The organism is Clostridium moniliforme (assembly GCF_017873235.1).
In the GTDB taxonomy this organism is placed as follows: Bacteria; Bacillota; Clostridia; order Clostridiales; family Clostridiaceae; genus Clostridium; species Clostridium moniliforme.
In genome coordinates this window covers 166,879-185,216 of sequence record NZ_JAGGJZ010000005.1, presented here as the reverse complement: position 1 = coordinate 185,216, position 18,338 = coordinate 166,879, and the positions used below count along the sequence as shown (strand labels likewise).

At 27.6% G+C, this 18,338-nt stretch carries 18 protein-coding genes and 1 tRNA gene; all 19 read right to left on the bottom strand.

What is annotated here, in order from left to right:
- Positions 1-2: 2 nt before the first annotated feature.
- The 19 genes from J2Z53_RS09340 to spoVG all read right to left on the bottom strand — a co-directional run bounded on the left by J2Z53_RS09340 (position 3) and on the right by spoVG (position 18,217).
- Positions 3-88 (bottom strand) — tRNA-Leu (locus J2Z53_RS09340).
- 197 nt (positions 89-285) lie between these two features.
- Positions 286-693 carry a S1 domain-containing RNA-binding protein gene (locus J2Z53_RS09335; protein WP_209797225.1) on the bottom strand — a complete coding sequence of 136 codons (408 nt, stop codon included), beginning with the start codon at positions 691-693 and terminating at the stop codon, positions 286-288.
- Between the two features lie 57 nt (positions 694-750).
- Entirely contained in the window at positions 751-1,041 is a 291-nt protein-coding gene (locus J2Z53_RS09330) for an FtsB family cell division protein (protein WP_234925822.1), read from the bottom strand.
- Between the two features lie 83 nt (positions 1,042-1,124).
- Positions 1,125-1,511: a spore cortex biosynthesis protein YabQ gene (gene yabQ / locus J2Z53_RS09325; RefSeq protein ID WP_209797224.1), complete on the bottom strand. Its 387-nt coding sequence runs from the start codon at positions 1,509-1,511 to the stop codon at positions 1,125-1,127.
- A gap of 4 nt (positions 1,512-1,515) precedes the next feature.
- Positions 1,516-1,812 (bottom strand): sporulation protein YabP, encoded by a 297-nt coding sequence (gene yabP / locus J2Z53_RS09320; protein WP_209797223.1) that lies wholly within the window; start codon positions 1,810-1,812, stop codon positions 1,516-1,518.
- A 97-nt stretch (positions 1,813-1,909) separates the two neighbouring features.
- Complete coding sequence (locus J2Z53_RS09315; RefSeq protein WP_209797222.1) at positions 1,910-2,167, bottom strand: RNA-binding S4 domain-containing protein; 258 nt, start codon at positions 2,165-2,167, stop codon at positions 1,910-1,912.
- 81 nt (positions 2,168-2,248) lie between these two features.
- Complete coding sequence (locus J2Z53_RS09310; protein WP_204594072.1) at positions 2,249-2,524, bottom strand: HU family DNA-binding protein; 276 nt, start codon at positions 2,522-2,524, stop codon at positions 2,249-2,251.
- A 226-nt stretch (positions 2,525-2,750) separates the two neighbouring features.
- Entirely contained in the window at positions 2,751-4,205 is a 1,455-nt protein-coding gene (gene yabN / locus J2Z53_RS09305; protein ID WP_209797221.1) for a bifunctional methyltransferase/pyrophosphohydrolase YabN, read from the bottom strand.
- Between the two features lie 23 nt (positions 4,206-4,228).
- Positions 4,229-5,764 carry a putative polysaccharide biosynthesis protein gene (locus J2Z53_RS09300; RefSeq protein ID WP_209797220.1) on the bottom strand — a complete coding sequence of 512 codons (1,536 nt, stop codon included), beginning with the start codon at positions 5,762-5,764 and terminating at the stop codon, positions 4,229-4,231.
- A 100-nt stretch (positions 5,765-5,864) separates the two neighbouring features.
- The gene (spoVT, locus tag J2Z53_RS09295) at positions 5,865-6,416 is read right to left on the bottom strand and encodes a stage V sporulation protein T (RefSeq protein WP_209797219.1); all 552 of its coding nucleotides are present in this window, start codon (positions 6,414-6,416) and stop codon (positions 5,865-5,867) included.
- A 130-nt stretch (positions 6,417-6,546) separates the two neighbouring features.
- Positions 6,547-7,575 carry a peptidylprolyl isomerase gene (locus J2Z53_RS09290; protein ID WP_209797218.1) on the bottom strand — a complete coding sequence of 343 codons (1,029 nt, stop codon included), beginning with the start codon at positions 7,573-7,575 and terminating at the stop codon, positions 6,547-6,549.
- Positions 7,576-7,679: 104 nt separating this feature from the next.
- Entirely contained in the window at positions 7,680-11,192 is a 3,513-nt protein-coding gene (gene mfd / locus J2Z53_RS09285) for a transcription-repair coupling factor (protein ID WP_209797217.1), read from the bottom strand.
- Between the two features lie 15 nt (positions 11,193-11,207).
- Positions 11,208-11,783: an aminoacyl-tRNA hydrolase gene (pth, locus tag J2Z53_RS09280; RefSeq protein WP_209797216.1), complete on the bottom strand. Its 576-nt coding sequence runs from the start codon at positions 11,781-11,783 to the stop codon at positions 11,208-11,210.
- A gap of 130 nt (positions 11,784-11,913) precedes the next feature.
- On the bottom strand, positions 11,914-13,002 hold the full coding sequence (locus J2Z53_RS09275; RefSeq protein WP_209797215.1) for a S1C family serine protease: 1,089 nt from the start codon (positions 13,000-13,002) through the stop codon (positions 11,914-11,916).
- Positions 13,003-13,017: 15 nt separating this feature from the next.
- Positions 13,018-14,436, bottom strand: coding sequence for a HAMP domain-containing sensor histidine kinase (locus J2Z53_RS09270; RefSeq protein ID WP_209797214.1), 1,419 nt, complete (start codon positions 14,434-14,436; stop codon positions 13,018-13,020).
- Positions 14,437-15,123, bottom strand: a complete 687-nt coding sequence (locus tag J2Z53_RS09265; protein ID WP_209797213.1) for a response regulator transcription factor — start codon at positions 15,121-15,123, stop codon at positions 14,437-14,439.
- 200 nt (positions 15,124-15,323) lie between these two features.
- On the bottom strand, positions 15,324-16,283 hold the full coding sequence (locus J2Z53_RS09260; protein WP_209797212.1) for a ribose-phosphate diphosphokinase: 960 nt from the start codon (positions 16,281-16,283) through the stop codon (positions 15,324-15,326).
- Positions 16,284-16,336: 53 nt separating this feature from the next.
- The gene (glmU, locus tag J2Z53_RS09255) at positions 16,337-17,707 is read right to left on the bottom strand and encodes a bifunctional UDP-N-acetylglucosamine diphosphorylase/glucosamine-1-phosphate N-acetyltransferase GlmU (protein WP_209797211.1); all 1,371 of its coding nucleotides are present in this window, start codon (positions 17,705-17,707) and stop codon (positions 16,337-16,339) included.
- Positions 17,708-17,941: 234 nt separating this feature from the next.
- A complete protein-coding gene (gene spoVG / locus J2Z53_RS09250) occupies positions 17,942-18,217 on the bottom strand; it encodes a septation regulator SpoVG (protein ID WP_209797210.1) in 276 nt (91 codons plus the stop codon).
- Positions 18,218-18,338: the final 121 nt, after the last annotated feature.

The following is an 18,338-nucleotide window of genomic DNA, read 5'->3' as shown; positions in this document are numbered from 1 at the left end:
GGTGCCGAAGACCGGAATCGAACCGGTACGGTGTTTAACCACCGCAGGATTTTAAGTCCTGTGCGTCTGCCAGTTCCGCCACTTCGGCATGAGTTTTTTCTATCATTTCTGACGACAATAGTTATTATATAGTATACTTATAATACTGTCAACATTTTTTTTAATTTTTTATTTGTTTTAATATTATGTATAGTTTTTAAAAACAATAAAAAGCCACTAGCTTAAACGTCTAAAGGCTTTTTATTATATAGATTTATATATTAAATTTATATGATGTCTTATGTTTTAGAATGACTTTTTACTATTTTTACTTTTAAAATCTTGATGTCTTTTAACATCTTGCATTCTTTCTTCACTATCTTTTAAGAACTTAGAAATTTTATCTTCAAAATTCCCTGTAGCTTTTTTCTTTTCGCTAGTCCAATCAAATTCAGCTGGTCTAGATGATTTCTTTGGCTTAGTTTCTGCTTGTTTTATTGATAAACTAATTTTTCCGTTATCATCAATTGATATAACCTTTACCTTTACTTTATCTTCTTCTTTTAAATGTTGTCTTATGTCCTTTACAAAAGAATCTGCTACTTCTGATATATGAACTAGACCTGTCTTCCCGCCTTCTAATTCAACGAAAGCTCCAAAATTAGTGATGTTTACCACTTTACCCTCTAATATGTTTCCTGCCTCTAAGGTCATGTTTAAAAGATTCCTCCTTAATTTAAATAAAATATATATGTTATCATTAATAATAACCTACTTTTCAGACTTTGAGTCAACATTTTTATCATTTATAATTTTTTCTCCTGGCTTAACCATTTTAAGCCTTTCTCTAGCTAAAGTCTCAATATACTCATCAGAATTAGCACTTTTGACTTCTTCTTCAAGTTGCTTGTTTTTTTGTTTAATTTTTTCTAATTCTATATGCTTTTCATCTATTTGTTTTTTTATGTTAATAATAGCTCGCTCTTGTCTAATAAAACTAAATAAGAAAACAAGGCATAGTACTAAGATTATTAAATTTTTTCCTTTTAATTTCTTTATCATCCATAGTACCTCATATTTTAGATTCTATAAATATATTTTAAACACTCTTAACTTTTAATTCAAGTTATTTTTCATTATATTTATTATTTGTTATTAAATTTTGCTAACATAATTCTAAAAGGATAACTTAAATTTTTATAGCCTCTTCTTAATAATGTTTTTATTCCATTGAAAACTACTTTTTCTATCTTATAAACTAATTTGCTAAAAAGTTTTAAATATATAAATAGCCCTATACCCATACATAAATAAACATAAGCTCCTAAAAAAGCATAATTTTTATAAAGTAAAAATGTGAATATAATAAAAGCACTTAAAATCCAAAATAAAATATCTTGTATCATTCTTATTATTTTATGCTCTTTTTTCCCTCTAATAATTCTATATATATCGAAAAAAATACCCAATATAAGACCTGAAATTAAAGCATAAAATACAATATTAAATTGAACTTCTAACTCTAACGGCATAACTTTACCTGCCTATAAACTTCTTTAAATTCAATTTCTTATGTTTTGATTTCACTTTGCCATAATATATCATGCTTGCAATATATCCTTCTATTATAACCTCTCCATTTTTTACATCAAGCTTATTCATTTTGAGACCTTGCCCATTAATTTTTAACTTTCCAAGTATAGTATTTAAAACTATTTTTTCTTCGTCAAAACTCATAACTTCATCAACACCTGTTAATGAAAGTTTTCTTCTATTTTCTAATTGAATAGAACTTTTTTTAGTTAATTGTATACTATCAGATTTCCTTTCCATAATATAATCTCCTTTAGACATTACTCTTATTAAGAAATATATGTAATTATTTATTCCTATATTCTTATAATTAGTATCTTTAGAGATTATTATAAAACTAATCTATTTCTTGTCCCTCCAATAATTTATACATATCTTTTGCATCTTCTTTTCTCACATGTTCAGCTATGTTAAGTACCTCTGCACGTAAAATCTTATTTGCAAATACTATTTCTATTATGTCGCCTTCTTTTATTTGAGTTCCTGATTTTGCAACCTTGCCATTTATAGAAACTCTTTCACTTTCACAAGCTTCCTTTGCAACAGTTCTTCTTTTTATAAGTCTTGACACTTTTAAATATTTATCTAATCTCATACAAGGTCACCTTCTTTTTTAATAAATTTTAGAAATTTGTGTTTATAAAAGAACCCGAGCATCTCCCTCGGGTTCAAAAAACTATTTATTAACTTTTTCTTTAAATTCTTTACCAGCTTTGAATACTGGAACAGTTGATGCTGGAATTTTTATAGTTTCTTTAGTTCTTGGATTTCTTCCTTCTCTAGCAGCTCTTTCTCTAGTTTCAAAAGTTCCGAATCCTACTAATTGAACTCTTTCACCGTTTTCTAAAGCTTCTTCAACACTTTCTATAAATGCTTTTAAAGCTACTTCTGCATCTTTTTTAGTTAATTTTGACTTTTCAGCCATACTAGTAATTAATTCTGCTTTATTCACAATTACATCCTCCTTAAATAACTAGTTATATAAATTATAGTACTAGCTAATCTTTATGTACTACACTTACATTATCTTATTATATTATTACTTTAAGCTTCCGTCTATACTGAATACAGAAATATTCATATATTTACTGTAAAGAAGGTAAATATAATGTAATAATTTATAAGCATAGATTTAATATTAAATATATTCTCTAAAAGTTTCTAAATTCCTTCTAAAACTAATTATTTTCTTGCTTCTTGGCTTCATCCCAAAATTTATCCATCTCTTCCAATGTCATACTTTTTAAATCTTTCCCATTTTTAATTGCTTGTTCTTCTATATAACTAAATCTTCTTATAAACTTATCAGTTGTTTTATTTAACGCTTCCTCTTCATCAACATCTAAAAACCTTGATACATTAACACATGCAAATAAAAGGTCTCCAACCTCTCCTATTATTCTTTCCTTATTTTCACTATTATATACCTCTAAAACTTCTTCTAATTCTTCTAACACCTTACTTGAAGCATCTTTAACATTATCCCAATCAAACCCAACTTTCCTTGCTTTATTCTGAACCTTATGAGCTCTTATTAATGCTGGAAGTGCTCTTGCTACTCCATTTAATTCATCTGTAATAGTGTTAAATCCTTTTTCTTCTTTCTTTAATTCATCCCAACTTTTTAAAACTTCTTGTGAACTAGATAGTTTAGTAGAATTAAATATATGTGGATGCCTACCTACCATTTTATTATATATTCCTTCAACAACATCATTAAATTCAAACTCTCCATTTTCTTTACCTATTGATGAATGAAATATAACATGTAATAAAACATCTCCTAGTTCTTCTATTAAAGCATCCTCATCACAATTTTCAATAGCATCTTTAACTTCATAGCTTTCTTCTACTAACTCATTTTTTATACTTTCATGAGTTTGTTCTCTATCCCAAGGGCAACCTTTATCACTTCTTAATAAATCCACCAATTCAATCAAATCATTTATATCTTTCTTACTTTCTAAACCTTTAGGTATATAGATATTTGTTAAACAATCTATATCTTTCTGATCATCAAGATCACATAAAGATATCTCCTTAATAATTTCCACATCCTTAATACCAGAAGATTTAACATAAATTATTTTTGTTTCACTATCATAATATTCTAGAAGTTTAAGTTTAACCTTTGATGCAATAAACTTATTATAAATTTGAGTTATTATAATATTCATTCTTTTATCAAAAATTTGATTTTTAATATCAAAAGCATCAATAACTTTTAATTTTTCACTTGAATCTATATTAAGCTTAGATATTAAAACATCTATTGAACTAACTGATGGCAAAATTTCATATTCTATTTTTTCTTTTACACAAAGATTAATAAGTTCTAAAACTGATTTTTCAGCAACTAATGGATTTCCAGGAACTGCATATACAACTTCTCCTGTTTCCTTATAAGATTTTATTAAATCTTTAGCAATCTCTTTATAAACCTCATTAAAACTATTTTCAGCATTATAAAAATGGTCATATGTCTTAAATTTTATATTTTTTTCTTTTATAAATTTAACTATTGGATGAGTTTGTGTTTTAATGTAAATATTTTTACTTCCTTCTAATAACTTTAATGCACCTATCGTAAGTGCCTCAATTGTTCCTGGCCCTAGACCAATAATCTTAATCATCAGTTATTTCTCCTTTTGTATATTTATTTTTTAGCTAATCTACTTCTCACATCTTTAATATCAAAAACATTCATGTAAATAATTGAAGTTATATATATTATAGCACCTAAAATTATTGATAATAAACAAGATAAGCCATTACTCATTGTATAATTCAAAATAATTCTATAACTAAATAAAACTATAATAATCATAATTGTTGATGATATTAAAGGTTTGATTATATTATTTCTAATTCCTATTTTAGCTTTCAAACTTATCTTTAATACTATTAAGTTTAATATTGTTGTTGAAATATAAGCCAATATACTAGCTATAACAGCTCCATAAATATTAAATTTAGGAATAGGAACTAATATAAGTGTTAATATAAGTTTTACTCCACATCCAATAAATAAATTTAAAACTGGTAATGTATATTTTCCTATACCTTGCAATATAGCTGTTGTTGTTTGGGTTAATATAACAAAAGGTACAGTTAAAGATAAATATTTAAGTATTTCAAACCCATCATATCTACCTGGAAATATAAATTTCATTATTGGTTCTGCCATAAAAAACATCCCAAACATACAAGGTATTGCAATTACTGTAGATATTCTAATTGAGAGATTAGTTTTATTTTCTACATTCCTTTTTCTCTTTAATATAAATTCTTCTGCTATTATTGGAATTAATGACATTGAAAGAGCCATTGAAAGAGTCATTGGTATATTCACAATAACTGATGCTTTTCCAGTAAGTTGAGCATATAAAACTATTACTTCTTCACTTGTAAAGCCAGCCTCTAACAGCTTTTGTGGAATAAATATTGAATCAATAAGACTCATTATTGTTCCAACTGTCGCTCCTAGCGATATTGGAATTGCAATTTTAAGAATTTTATTCATTATTCTTGAGTCACTTTTTATTTTTTTAATTCCATAATCTCTTTTAGTAATTAAGTATTTAATATAAAGATATCCCCCTCCTAAAATTCCACCAGCTGCCGCTCCAAATGCAGCTCCTCCTGCTGCAAATTCTATCCCTCTTGGAAGAAACAGTACTGCTAGTCCAACACCAAATACAACTCTACCTATCTGTTCTAATATTTGAGAAACTGCAGATGGTGTCATATTTTGAAGTCCTTGGAAAAACCCTCTAAATATAGTCATAATAGAAATTATGATAGGTGCAAAAGATATTCCTATTAAAGAATAGTATGATTTAATATCCCACTTCAAAAAACTTATTATAGGCTTTGCAAAGAAAAATAAAAAAAATGATGTTCCTGCTCCTAAAATTAACATCATGTAAGTTGAAGATTTTACAACTTTAAAACTTCTTTCTATATCCCCTATTGCATTATTTTCTGATATTATCTTCGACATAGCAACTGGAACTCCTGATGCCATAGCTACAAAAAACATATATAATGGATATGACATTTGATAAAGTCCCATTCCTTCATCTCCTATTAGCATGATAATAGGCCATCTAAAAAATAAGCCAAGAAATCTTGCTAATATTCCAGCCATCCCTAATACTATGCTTCCTTTTATTAAGGATTGTTTTTTCATAAAATACCTCCAAACTGATTCTTTTATTAATAATTATTATTTTAAGTTTAGAGGTATTATTACTTTTATTTATTCTTTTAATTAATTTAGAAGAGATTTTTTATTGTTCCATTTGTTTTCCTAAAAATGATGCTGCTGTTTCAGCTAATTTTAATTCTAACTCACCTAGTTTTTCTCCTGATTGCTTAGATAATATTATTACAGCTCCAATTGCATCACCTTCAGCTATTATAGGTGCTATTACTTGTGATGTCATGTTTCCTATTTCTTCATCACTATGTAATGGAATTAATTTTTTAGAACCTTCCCCAAGTAATACAGGCTTTCTACCTTCCATAATATCTTCTAATTCATTACTGATTTTTCTATCTATGTAATCTTTCTTAGGTACCCCACTAGCTGATATAAATGCATCTTTATCGCTTATTAAAATTATATGTCCTATTGTTTGTTGTAAACTTTCAGCATATTCCTTTGAAAAATCTGTAAGTTCTCCTATTGGAGAATATTTTTTAAGTATTACTCCACCTTCTCTATCTGTAAATATTTCAAGTGGATCTCCTTCTCTAATTCTTAAAGTTCTTCTTATTTCTTTTGGTATAACAACTCTACCTAAGTCATCAATACGTCTAACTATACCTGTAGCTTTCATTTTATAGTTAACCTCCTTATAAAATACTGTTAAATTTAGTAACATTATTATTATTTGACTAGATAGAAATTTTATGCACATATATCCATTATTTAAAAAAATAACACCTAAAATTTAGGTGTTATTTCTATTATTTATTTAATTTATCTTCATATATTTTAGCTCCAAGCTCATCTTTCCATTTTTTTATAGTATCTGTATAAGCTGTTTCTTGTTTTTCTCCTTTTAGTTCTTTCATTATTTGATCTTTAACTTTATCAAATGGTTGAACTTGAGCTTTTGTTTTAATTCCTTCAACTTTTATTATATGGTATCCAAATTGAGATTTTACAGGTTGTGATACCTCACCATCTTTTTTAAGTTTTTTAACTGCATCCATAAATTCTTTTACATATTGTGTTGAATTATAAGGAATGTATCCTAATGAACCTCCAGTAGTCTTTGTTCCATCTATATTGTACTTTTCTGCAACCTTACTAAATTTTTCACCATCTTTAAGTTCTTTCTCTGCTTTTTCTATATCCTTTTTATCTTTTGTAATTATTTGATATACATCTGCACCTGGTTGAACAGTAAACTTTTCTTTATTTGTATCATAGTATTTTTTAGCATCTGCTTCTGTAACGTTAATATTATTAAATACATGTTTAGTTAATATTGAATTGTATATTACTTGTTGTCTTAATTCCTTTTTATATGCTGCCTCATCTGCATATCCTGATGATTTTAAAAGTTCATTAAATTGCTTATCATCTTTTATACCATAAGCCTTTTTTAAATTATTTTTCATTTCATTAAAGTTTTTGTCTACTTCTTTATTTATTTCACTGTCACTTGGAATCCACTTTTCTTTTTCTCCCATTCCAATTACAACATCACGATTAACTAGTGAATCTAACATCATTTTCTTTTCTTGTTCAACTTGAGCTTTTACTTGAGGATTACTCATATAATCCTTTCCATATTGTTGTTCATATTGTTGATATTTAGACTCCATAAGTTTATCTAAATCGCCTTTAGTTATTTTTTTATCTCCAACTTTGGCTATAGTTTCATTTTGAATAGCTTCAGGTGTTTTAGCTATCATTTTACAACCTACAAATGATAAGCTAACCATAGAAATTAGTCCCATAGCTAGTATTTTTTTAATCTTACCCACTTTTCTTCCTCACTTTACTATTTATTTTTTCACTAATTTATCTCCTAAAAATTCACATATTTACAGTATATCAATATTATACATCAAGTTCAATTGCATATATTTTAAGTATTTATTACTTTTATTATTCTATCTAACATTTCTTTAAAGAAGGCTAATAACTCTTCTTTCTTTACACTATCTTTTTTAAATTCAAATTCAGGATTTTTTCCAAACTTAAGAATAACATTACTTTTATAATTTTCTAAAAGTACTTTAAATATTTTTTTGTATCCTTTATCCCCTTCTTCAAATTTAAAGAATATATTTTTTGGTGTTTCTTTTATTTCTTCTATATTTAGTGATCTAGCTTTACTCTTAATATAAGCTATATCCATTAAATTATAAACAGAGTCTGGTATCTCAGAATATCTATCTTCTAATTCATCTTTAATTTCCATGTACTCATCATAGCTTTCAATAGCAGCAATCTTTTTATACACTTCAATTTTTTGATTTTCATCTGATATGAAATTAGATGGAATATAAGCGTCTACTTTAATATCAACTGTAGTTTCAACTGGCTCTTTTTCTATTTCTCCCTTAATAACCTTTATTGTATCTTCAAGCATTCTACAATATAAATCATAACCTATTGTAGCCATATGACCATGCTGAGCTGAACCCATCATATTTCCTGCTCCTCTTATTTCTAAGTCTCTCATAGCAATTTTGAAACCTGATCCAAGTTCAGTAAAGTCTTTTAATGCCTTAAGTCTTTTCTCTGCAACCTCTGTTAATACTTTATCTTTAGTGTATAAAAGGTATGCATATGCTATTTTATTTGATCTTCCAACTCTTCCTCTTAATTGATAAAGTTGTGATAATCCCATTTTATCTGCATCAAAAACTATTATTGTGTTTACATTTGGAATATCAATTCCAGTTTCAATAATTGTTGTACATACTAAAACATCATATTCTTTATTCATAAAAGACATCATTTCAGTTTCAAGTTGTCTTTCTGTCATTCTTCCATGTGCAAATGTAATTCTACTTTCAGGAACTAATTCTTTAATATAGTTTGCCATGCTTTCAATACTTTCAACTCTATTATAAACAAAGAAAACCTGACCACCTCTATTCATTTCTCTAAGTATCGCATCTCTTATAAGCTGATCATTTTGCTCTATAACATATGTTTGAACTGGATATCTTTCCTCTGGAGGAGTTTCTATTACTGAAATATCACGTGCCCCAGTTAAAGACATATGAAGTGTTCTTGGAATAGGTGTTGCACTTAATGTTAGTACATCAACATTTTTCTTAATTTCTTTTATTTTTTCTTTTTGTTTAACACCAAATCTTTGTTCTTCATCAATTATTAAAAGTCCTAAATCTTTAAACTGTATATCCTTTGCAACAAGTTTATGTGTTCCTACTAAAATATCAACATTACCTTCCTTAGCAGCTTGTATTGTAGCCTTTTGTTGTTTTGCAGTTCTAAATCTGCTTATCATATCTATCTTAATTGGAAAATCTGAAAATCTTTTAAGCATATTTTTATAATGTTGCTCCGCTAATATTGTTGTTGGAACTAAAAAAGCTACCTGTTTACCATCCATAACTGCTTTAAATGCAGCTCTTAAAGCAACTTCTGTTTTTCCATAACCAACATCACCACAAAGAAGTCTATCCATTGATTTTTGAGATTCCATATCTTCTTTTATCTCTTGAAGAGATGTGATTTGATCTGGAGTTTCTTCATAAGGGAATTCATCTTCAAATTGTCTTTGCCACTGTGTATCTTTACTAAATTTATGTCCTTTTAAAGTAGCCCTAGTTGCATATAACTTAACTAAATCTTTGGCTATTTCATTTATTGATTTTCTAACCTTACTTTTAGCCTTCTGCCATTCATTTCCTCCTAGTTTATTAATCTTAGGAGTTTTCCCTTCACTACCTATATATTTTTGAATTAAATCAAGCTGTTCAACTGGAACATAGAGCTTATCTCCTTTATCATATACTATATCAAGATAATCTCTAGTATTTCCTGAAACTTCTATTTGTTTTATTCCTTTATATACTCCAACCCCATGATTTACATGAACAACGTAATCACCTATTTTAAGTTCAGCAAAAGAATTTATCTTTGCTACACCTTTTTTAGTTTTTCTTTTCTTTGATAACTTTCTCTTTGCTTCTCCAAAAACTTCTTTATCTGATATTACACATATCTTTTCTTCTGGATACTCAAATCCCTTTAATAGATTACCAAAAGTTATTACAACTTCTCCACATTGTATATCAGAAACATTATCCTTATAAACACTTTCAATTTCTCTATCTCTTAAAGTATCAACTAGCCTTTCTCCTCTAGTTCTTGTTCCTGATAAAATTAATGTTTTAAATCCCTTATTTTTTTTATCTTTAATATCCTCAATTAAAAAGTCTAATTGTCCTTGATAATTATTAAGTGTTAATTGAGTAATATTTGCTATTTCACGAGGTCTAAACACATCCCTACTCTTTTGAAATGTATCTAATGTAACTAAATTACAACTAGAAAATCTGTCAATAACATCTTCATACTTAAGTAAAAGTTCAGAATGTTTAGGAAGTATATTTCCTTTTTGAAGAAACATTGAGAAATTCTCTGTAAACTCACTATAAGTTCCTTCAAGTTTTCCAAGTACTCTTGTTGTATCATCAATTATAAAATTATAATCCTTAAAGTAATCAAACAAACTCTCTAACTTATCATAAAAAAATGGAAGATATGAATCTATAGTTTCAAAGCTTGAAGTTTCAATTAAACTTTCTATATTTCTATTTATAGTTTCAGTAAGCCTTTCTCTAACAACTTCATCCTTATTGTTTTTTAACGCTTTATCTAATTCACTTTTTAGATTTTCCTTTGCATAATTTATAACATTATCATCAATAATTATCTCCTTTGCTGGAAATATTTTTATTGATTTTACCTTTTCTATACTTCTTTGAGATTCAACGTTAAATGTTCTTATTGAATCAATTTCATCTCCAAATAATTCAATTCTATAAGGGTATGCTGAATCTGGTGGATATACATCTAATATCCCCCCCCTTCTTGCAAATTCTCCCTTTCCTTCTACCATTTCAACTCTTTCATATCCACTCTCTATTAGTAACTTGCTTATCTCATTAAAGTTTACTTCATTTCCTAATTTCAAATTTATTTTATGCTTTTTATAATAATTTATTGGAGTATAATTAGCTGCAAAAGCTTCCACTGAAGTTACTATTATTTTTTTCTTTTTGCTTAAAATTTCTTTTATTACCTTAAGCCTTGCCCATCTTAAATCTCCCGAGATGGCATCTATATTATAGAAAACCACTTCTCTAACTGGGAAATAATAAACTTCTGTTGAATAAAAGCTTAAATCTTCATATAGATTTTTTGCCTCAATATCACTGTGAGTAACTACAACTAAAGGTTTATCATATTGTTCAAATAAAGCATTTATAAAATACGTCCTTCCTGATTCTGATAAACCATATATTGCAGTTGGAAATTTGTTATTATCTATATAACTTTTTACTTTTCCAAACTCTTCACTCTCAATTAAGGGCTTCATTAACCCTTCTAATCTCATTTTAATACACCATCCTTAAACACTTTTATTTGCCTTAAATCCATTATATTTATTCATTGCAGAATTTATATCTTCTCTTATGATTGTATCTGTAGCTAATTTACTAACTTCTAGAACTTCTTCTAAAACCTCTTTTTCTTCTTTTGAAAACTTACCTAAAACATAATTAACTAAATCCCCTTTAGGTTGTCCTACCCCAATTTTAATTCTTGAAAATTCATCACTTCCAACATGTGCTATTATGCTCTTAATTCCATTATGTCCTCCAGCACTTCCTTTTCTTCTTATCCTTATTTTACCTAAGTCCAAACTTATATCATCATATATAACTAAAATATCTTCATTAGTAAGTTTATAAAAATCAATAACTTCTCTTACACATTCCCCACTTAGGTTCATATATGTAGTTGGCTTCATAAGTATAACTTTTTCATTTTCTATAAATCCTTCCCCATACTCACCTTTAAATTTTTTCCTATTTATATCTATATTATATTTTTTTGCTATATAATCTATTGCTTCAAATCCTATATTATGTCTTGTATTATCATACTTCTCTTCAGGATTTCCAAGTCCAACTATTAAAAACATATTATCTCCTCTTTCTACTATCTATATATTATAATCTTTTCTCAATAAATATCTTTCTATTCAATACTACTTAAATATTATACTAAATTTTTGCAATAATAAAGAGACTTAAAAAAGTCTCTTTATTATTTTACATCACTATATATATTTTTTTTGTTTTTCCGTCTCTTAATATTTGTAATTCTACTTTATTTTTATTATCTGAATTTTTTACATCTTTAATTAAATCATCATATGATAATATAGGTTTATTATTTGCTAATAGAATTATATCAGTAGGTCTGATTCCAGCTTTTGCAGCCTTACCATTTTCATCTAAACTTTCAATATAAAAACCTTTTTTTTGAATATTATCAATTTTAATTTCTGAACCTCTTAAGCCTAAAACATCAAATTCTTTTACTATATTTTTCGTAATATCTTTTATAGCATCACTACTTATAGCAAAGAATAAATTATCCTCATCATATTTCTTAGTTAGATATTTGCTGTTTATTCCTATAAGTTCTCCATAAACATTACACAAAACTCCACCATAATTTTCATTATTCATAGCAGCGTTTGTTTGTATAATTTTATAATCCTCATTATAAACTTTAACTCTATGACTTGTTGATGTTACTATACCTGGTGTTATTAATCCAATATAATTAGCTCCAATTGAATTTCCAACAGCATAAACAATACTACCTTCTCTTATTGAAGTGTCATTTGAAATCTTTATAGGTACTAAATCATTACATTGAACTTTTATTAAAGCTGTATCTGTTTCCTTATTATATCCTAATAATGTAGCTTTTTTAGGCTTAACTCCTTTAGCAGGTAATTTAACATATATTTTTTTGTAATCTTTTATACTACTATATGGTATCATTATTAACCCATCTTTAGTAAGTATTACTCCAGTGGAGTTATTACTTGGTAACTTATGAGATTCTAAATCTTCTAGGTTGCTTCCAACACTAACTAAAGAAGGTCCTACTTCGCTTATTATATTCTTTATATGTTTCTCAGCTACAACTTCAACATTAATTCCACTTGGATTATTTAGCTCTTTTAATTCTTTATGACTAATTTTGAAAAAAACATACTTTATAGATACAACGCTTGATATTATAGCTAATAATAATGCTGCTATTACTATTAATACATTTTTTCGAGTAATAATGCTATTCTTACTTTTTATATTTATTTTTCCATTTCCTTTTTTATTATTCATATACATCACCAAAACTTATTTTTTAGTTAAAGTAAATGTAAATATAACTCCAGTATCTTTATAGTTTTCAACCCAAATATCTTCCCCATGTTCTGTGAGAATTAATCTTACTATTGGCAATCCAAGGCCTGTACTTACCTTATTTGTTCTAGATACATCTACTTTATAAAATCTATCCCAAATTTTAACTAATTGTTCCTTAGATAATGTTTCTCCATCGTTATATATACTTACAAATACCTTATCACCTTTTGACTTAGTATTAATTTTTACTTCACCATTTTCATAGCTGTATTTCATTGCATTATCTATTAAGTTTGTAACAACTTGAGTTATCTTATCGTTATCTCCTATAACATACTGATGTTCTTGTTCTAATACTACATCAACAGTTAAACCTTTGTTGTTTATAGCACCTTCAAATTTTGCTATAGTGTGTTTTATTAAATTGCTTATATCTATCTCTTGCTTATTAAGCTTCATCTTTCCTGATTCTAAAGTTGATATATCTAATAAATCATTTATAAGTCTTGATAATCTATCAGTTTCTTCATATACGATATTTAAATAATATCCTTCTTTATCTCTTGGAATTACTCCATCTAATATTCCTGATATAAATCCTTTTATTGATGTTATTGGCGATCTTAATTCATGAGAAACATTTGATATAAAAGCCCTTCTATTATCATCAACTTGTTGAAGAGACTCAGCCATAATATTAAATGACTCTGCAAGCTCACCAATTTCATTGTTTGATTTTATATCAACTCTTTCTTCTACTCCACCTTTAGATAATCTCCTAGCTGCTGTAGTAATTTTATCTATAGGGTCAATTAAAAGTTTCTTACTATATAAGAAAACTACAATCGCACCAATAATTATAGCAATGATAGCTGTAATCCAAATAACTTCATTAACCTTTATTATTGGATTAAGCATACGATCTATAGGAATAACCATAACTATAACGCCACTAAAATAGTTTTTGTTAAAAATAGGTTTTAAATATACGTAATCATTCTTAGTTGAAGTTTTTATACTGCCATATTCTATTGATTTACCTTTTTTTAATGCATCCATATCCTCTTTTGGAATTCCTAACGAAGAAAATTTATAATTTTCATGAGCACTACTAGAAACTGCATATGTATACCCTAAATTATCAGTTATCAATATTTCTGCATCTACTGTTTTACTAACAAAGTCCATTACGTTTTTCAAAGTAGTTAGATTGGAACTCTTATCTAAAGTTAAATAAGAGATAGCTGCACTTTCTATAATTGTACTTTCTTTGTTAAGTTGCTCTTTTTTTTGATCAAAATAGTATTGTTTAAACCAAATTGATAAAACTCCAGCAACTACTACAAGTGCAGTGGCCAAAATTAAAGTAAAGGTTATTATAAGCTTATATGATAAGCTATTTTTTTTCATCTATTTCACCTCGAATTTGTAGCCAACCCCCCAAACAGTTTCTATTTGCCATGTATCTCCTGAATGAAGTTTTTCTCTAAGTCTTTTAACATGAACATCAACTGTTCTTGAATCTCCTGGATAATCATATCCCCAAACTTCACATAATAACTGTTCTCTTGTAAATACTCTATTTTTATTACATGCTAGGTAATATAATAGTTCAAATTCTTTAGGTGGCATCTTAACTTCATTATTTTTGTATACTACTCTATATGAATTAGCATCAATTGTTAAATCATTGTATTGAATTACTTCTTTATTTGTATTATCTGCTGTATATCTTCTCATTACAGCTTTAACTCTTGCAAGTAATTCTTTTGGTTCAAATGGTTTAACTATGTAATCGTCTGCTCCAAGTTCTAAAGCTAAAACTTTATCAAATGTATCTCCCTTTGCAGTAAGCATTATTACAGGAGTTGTTCCTTCTTTTCTTATCCATTTTAATACATCTATTCCATCTATATTAGGTATCATAACATCTAATAATACTATATCTGGTTTATAATCTAAAAATAACTCCTCTGCTTCTTTTCCATTATGAGCTACTCTTGTATCATAACCAGCACTTTTAACATACATGTTTATGACTTCACAAATATTTTCATCATCATCAACTACTAGTACTTTTCCTAAAACGCCTTCCATATGTGGCACCTCCATATTTTATATTATTAACTTTAACATTATTAATTATAAATTTATCATTTTTTAGTACACTTTAGTATATTTTTATCTAAAAGTTACAAATTATTAACTATACGTAACTATTTTAGTTAAATTCAAAACCTCTAGTTCAAAATCTAGAGGTTTTTATTTTTAACAAACATTTGATAAACAATTATGTACTACACTTCAAATAGCTTGCTTATAGGTTCATCATCATAAATTCTTTTTATAGCTTCTGCAAATATTGGAGCTACTGATATTGATTTAAATTTACTGTTATTAATTCCTTCTGGTAATTTAATAGTATCTAGCATAACTAATTCTTCTATTGCTGAACTGTTTATTCTTTCAAAAGCTGGTCCTGATAATACTCCATGAGTACAGCAAGCATATACATTTTCAGCTCCTAAATCTTTTAATGCATTTGCAGCATTTGCAATTGTTCCAGCAGTATCTATCATATCATCTATCAATATACACTTCTTGCCTTCAACATCTCCAATTATATTCATTATTTCAGATACATTAGCTTTAGGTCTTCTCTTATCAATAATTGCTATTGGTGCATGTAATCTATCTGCAAACTTTCTAGCTCTTGTTACACTACCAAGATCTGGTGATACAACTACAACATCATCTCTATCTTGTAGTCCTTTTTCAATAAAGTAATTTGCAAGTATTGGTGATCCAACTAAATGATCAACTGGAATATTAAAGTATCCTTGAATTTGTGCTGCATGTAAATCCATTGTTAATACTCTATCTGCTCCAGCTGTTGTTAAAAGATCAGCTACTAACTTTGCAGTTATTGGATCTCTTGACTTAGCTTTTCTATCTTGTCTTGCATAACCATAGTATGGGATAACAGCTATAATTCTACCTGCTGATGCTCTTTTAAACGCATCTATCATAATTAATAGTTCCATTAAATTATTATTAACTGGTGAACAAGTTGATTGTACTATAAATACATCAGCTCCTCTTACAGTTTCACCAATATTTACTGATATCTCTCCATCACTAAAAGTTCCTACAGTACCTTCTCCTACTTTTAATCCTAAAATTTTAGCAATTTCTTGTGCTAATTCAGGATGCGAATTCCCTGTGAATATTTTTATATTCTTTCCATGACTTAACATAATTAACGAAGACCTCCTCAAACTTTAGCTATTTTTATATAAAATTCAAATATTTACTTCATTAGACCTTTCTTTTCTACCCATCCTTTGATGTTTCTTTGTTTTGCTCTAGCTACTGCAAGGTCACCTTCTTCAACATCATTAGTAATTGTAGAACCTGCTGCAATATAAGTGTTATCATAAACTCTTACTGGAGAAACTAAATTAGTATTACATCCTATGAAACTATGATTTCCTATTATTGTCTTATTCTTTACTTTTCCATCATAATTAACAACTACTGTTCCACATCCAAAGTTGCATCCATCTCCAACTTCAGCATCTCCTATATAAGTTAAATGTGAAACCTTTGTTCCATTTCCTATAGTTGATTTCTTAATTTCTACGAAATCTCCAATTCTTGCTTTTTCACCAATTTTACTTTCAGGTCTTATATAAGCAAATGGTCCAACTGTAGTATTCTTACCAATTTCACTATCTAATATTACTGATGATTCAATTGTTGCACCATCATTAATTTTGCTATCTTTTATTCTGCAATTTTGCATTATTAAACAATCTGATCCTATAACAGTGTTTCCTTCTATTATTGTTCCTGGATATATAATTGTATCTTTTCCTATTTTAACATCAACACCTATATAAGTTGCTTTTGGATCTATTAATGTTACCCCATTATTAAGATGGATATTATTAATTCTATTTCTTAAAATCTCTTCAGCTTCTGCAAGTTGAACTCTTGAATTTACTCCTATTGTATCTTCATAATCAGTTACAACAGCTCCAATCTTTTTGCCTTCATCTTTAAGAATACCTATTACGTCTGTTAAGTAGTATTCTCCTTGATTATTATTATTTGAAAGTTTTTCTAATGAATTTAATAATTCTTCTATATCAAAACAATACATTGCTGCATTCATTTCATTAACAAGAAGCTCTTCCTCATTACAATCTTTATGTTCTACTATTTTTAAAACATCTCCATTAGAATCTCTAATAATTCTTCCATATCCAGTTGGATCTTCAACCATTGCACTTAATAATGTTGCTGAATTTTTGTTTTCTTCATGTTCTTTTATTAAGTTTTCTATAGTGGATTCCTTTGTTAATGGTGCATCTCCTGCAAAAACTATAACAGTTCCCTTTTTTCCCTTTAAGAAATCTGTAGCGCATTTAACAGCATGTCCAGTACCTAATTGTTCTTCTTGTAGAGAATATGAAACATTTCTTTCTTTAGTGCCTTCTTTAACTAACTCAGCACCTTTTCCTATAATTACATTTACATCTTCTATGTTTGCTTTTCTCATGTTGTCTATAACATGATTAACCATTTCCTTACCGCAAACCTTATGTAATACTTTAGGAATATCTGATTTTATTCTCTTTCCTTGGCCTGCTGCAAGTATTAATGCACATTTATACATTTTACCACCTCTATTATGATACTTTTTTATTAATAATTGTTTTTAATTCATAATTTATAAATCAAACTATACCTATATAATTATATTTCAACGTATCTTCCTTTTCAACCTTTGTAAAACTTTAAAAATACTAATCATTAATATTATCTTTATATACACATTATATTATTCTTAAATAGTTTGTTTATAGCAAAAAAATAAAAGGGATTTCTCCCCTTTATTTTTATTATTTAATTAGTTAACATTTGATTCTTCTAACAAAGCTTTGTCATACGCCTGAAGAATTGCTGTTTGTATTGTTTCTCTTGCGTCTGTGTTTATAGGATGTGCTATATCCTTAAACTCTCCATCTGGTGTCTTTCTACTTGGCATAGCGATAAATAATCCATTTTGCCCCTCGATAACTTTAATGTCATGAACAACAAATTGATCATCAAAAGTGACAGATACTATCGCTTTCATCTTTCCATCCGTAGCTATCTTTCTAATTCTAACGTCTGTAATTTGCATTGACTACACCTCCAGTTGCCTTGATAATATTTAATTCTCCAAAGGATTGGTAAATTCCTCTTTTTATTTGGAAATATTTTAAAAATTTCGCGAATTTTTTACTTTTGGTGTAATCGATATA